Below are 249 nucleotides of genomic sequence, written 5' to 3' on the forward strand. Positions count from 1 at the left end.
CTTCTATCCGAGCGGCGAGCTCAGCATCCAATCTGTCGAGGGTATCGCCGTATTCGGCACGGTCGTCGTCGAGCAGTCCTGGCATCTGATCGAGCGGGATTCCGAGAGCGGCAAGTCGGCGGATCCGGAGCACCCGGATGAGGTCATGCACACTGTATCGCCGGTAGCGGTTGCTCCCGCGTGGCGGCTCGGCGAGGATTCCGAGCTGATGGTAATGGCGCAGGGTGCGGATGGTGACGCCGGCGAGGG

At 64.7% G+C, this 249-nt stretch carries 1 protein-coding gene; it reads right to left on the reverse strand.

Annotated features, from left to right (window positions below; translation table 11 throughout):
• A partial coding sequence (locus tag SB753_RS39910) for a MerR family transcriptional regulator (RefSeq protein ID WP_410805527.1) occupies positions 1-232 on the reverse strand: 232 nt, incomplete at its 3' end.
• Positions 233-249 lie beyond the last annotated feature (17 nt).

Origin of the sequence: Paraburkholderia sp. SIMBA_053, from assembly GCF_046534895.1 — a bacterium.
GTDB lineage: Bacteria > Pseudomonadota > Gammaproteobacteria > Burkholderiales > Burkholderiaceae > Paraburkholderia > Paraburkholderia caledonica.